This window comes from Streptomyces sp. AV19 (assembly GCF_015999245.1).
In the GTDB taxonomy this organism is placed as follows: domain Bacteria; phylum Actinomycetota; class Actinomycetes; order Streptomycetales; family Streptomycetaceae; genus Streptomyces.
The window spans coordinates 1-2,043 of record NZ_JAEAMR010000094.1 but is presented as its reverse complement, the minus strand read 5'-3'; the positions used below and the strand labels follow the sequence as shown (position 1 = coordinate 2,043).

At 73.2% G+C, this 2,043-nt stretch carries 3 protein-coding genes; all 3 read left to right on the top strand.

Annotation, left to right across the window (positions count from 1 at the left end):
* The first annotated feature begins 235 nt into the window (after positions 1-235).
* Complete coding sequence (locus tag I5Q34_RS33710) at positions 236-1,072, top strand: PhzF family phenazine biosynthesis protein (RefSeq protein WP_199896307.1); 837 nt, start codon at positions 236-238, stop codon at positions 1,070-1,072.
* 53 nt (positions 1,073-1,125) lie between these two features.
* Positions 1,126-1,788: a phenazine biosynthesis FMN-dependent oxidase PhzG gene (gene phzG / locus I5Q34_RS33705; protein WP_277965573.1), complete on the top strand. Its 663-nt coding sequence runs from the start codon at positions 1,126-1,128 to the stop codon at positions 1,786-1,788.
* Positions 1,789-1,826: 38 nt separating this feature from the next.
* Positions 1,827-2,043 (top strand): PhzA/PhzB family protein (locus tag I5Q34_RS33700; RefSeq protein WP_199896306.1); only part of this gene is annotated, 217 nt, incomplete at its 3' end.

The following is a 2,043-nucleotide window of genomic DNA, read 5'->3' as shown; positions in this document are numbered from 1 at the left end:
GTCGGGGGGGCCCCCCCCGCCCGCCCCGGGGCGCGGCGCCCCGGGGGGGCTGGCGGGCGGGGGCGCGGGGGCGGCCACGGCCGGCGCACCCCCCCGCCCCCGCCCCGCGCCGCGGGCGGCGGGGGCCCCCTCGGCGGGACCGGCACGTCCGGTCCCGCCACCGGCGCGGCAGGCCGCGCCGCTCCGCTTCCGTAACCCCTCCCACCGCAACCCCTCCCACCGCTTGGAGCAGCACATGCATTCCTACGTCGTCGTCGACGCCTTCGCGACGGAGCCCCTCAAGGGCAACCCGGTCGCCGTCTTCTTCGACAGCGACGATCTCTCCGCGGAGCGCATGCAGCGCATCGCGCGGGAGATGAACCTCTCCGAGACCACCTTCGTGCTGACGCCCAAGCAGGGCGGCGACCACCACATCCGGGTCTTCACCCCCGTCAACGAGCTGCCCTTCGCCGGGCACCCGCTGCTGGGCACCGCCATCGCGCTGGGCCGGCGGACCCGGGCCGACAAGCTGCGGCTGGAGACGGCCATGGGCATCGTCCCGTTCGAGCTGGAGCGGGAGAACGGCGAGGTGACCGCCGCCTGGATGCAGCAGCCGATCCCGACGTGGGAGCCCTTCGACCGCACCGACGAACTCCTGGCCGCCCTGGGCGTCCGCGAGTCCACGCTGCCGGTGGAGATCTACGTCAACGGCCCCCGGCACGTCCTCGTCGGCCTGGAGAGCGTCGAGGCCCTCTCGGCCCTCCACCCCGACCACCGCGCGCTCGCCGCCTTCGAGAACATGGCCGCCAACGTCTTCGCCGGCTCCGGCACCGAGTGGCGCAGCCGGATGTTCTCGCCCGCCTACGGCGTGGTCGAGGACGCCGCCACCGGTTCCGCCGCCGGGCCGATCGCCATCCACCTGGCCCGCCGCGGGCTGATCGAGTACGGGCAGCGGATCACCATCACCCAGGGCGTCGAGATGGGCCGCCCCTCGCCGATGCGCGCGCTCGCCCACGGCGAGGGCGACCGGGTGGAGTCCGTCGAGGTCGGCGGCAACGGCGCGCTCGCCATCGAGGGCACGCTGCACGTGTGACCCGAACCGTTCCTCCTCAGTCCAACTGTTCTCCCTCACCGCTGGAGTCACCCGTGAGCAGCAACACCCCGAGCAACAAGAGGTCCGAATCCATGACCGGGGACGTCGACTTCGACTTCCCCGAGTTCGTCGACCCCCCGGCCGAGCCCTACGGCCTCCTGCGGGCCTGGATCGACGGCGCGAAGGAGAGCAAGGTCCGCGAGCCCTTCGCCCTCGCCCTGGCCACCTCCGACGAGCGCGGCCGGACCTCGTCCCGCATGGTCGTGGTGGCCGGCGTGACCGACGAGGGGCTGCTCTTCACCTCCCACAGCACCAGCCAGAAGGGGCGCCAGCTGGCCGCCAACCCCTGGGCCTCCGGCGTCCTGTACTGGCGCGAGACCAGCCAGCAGATCATCGTCGCCGGCCCGGTGCGCAAGCTCTCCGACGAGGAGGCCGACGCCGCCTGGAACGCCCGCCCGGTCTACACCCACGCGATGTCGTCGGCCTGCCGCCAGAGCACGGAGTTCGAGGACTACGCCCACGTCGAGGCGGCCCGCGCCGAGGGCCGGCGGCTCGCCGCGCTCGACAAGCCGCTGCCGCGCCCCGCTTCGTACTCCCTCTACCGGCTGGAGCCCGAGGAGTTCGAGTTCTGGACCAACGGCACCGACCGGCTCCACGAGCGGCTGCGCTACGACCGCTCCGGCGAGGGCTGGACCTCCCGCCGCCTCCAGCCCTGAACCACCGGACCTCTGTACAGAACCGCCTGCGAGACGACATGAGCGACAGCGCATCCCCCACCCTGGCCCCGTCCGTCTTCACCGATCACCTCGAACTGCGCGCCCGTAACCGGGAGGCGGTCGAGAAGTACATGCGCACCGGTGCGGCGGCGCGCCTGGAGCGTTACACGCTGTACGCCGAGGACGGCGAGGCCGCTCTCTTCTACACCGACATCGGGCGGCCGATCGTGGTGAAGGGGCGTGAGCGCCTCAAGC

What these genes read in the sequence shown, in the direction of transcription:
- I5Q34_RS33710 (WP_199896307.1), top strand. Translation starts at nt 236, where the DNA reads ATGCATTCCTACGTCGTCGTCGACGCCTTCGCGACGGAGCCCCTCAAG.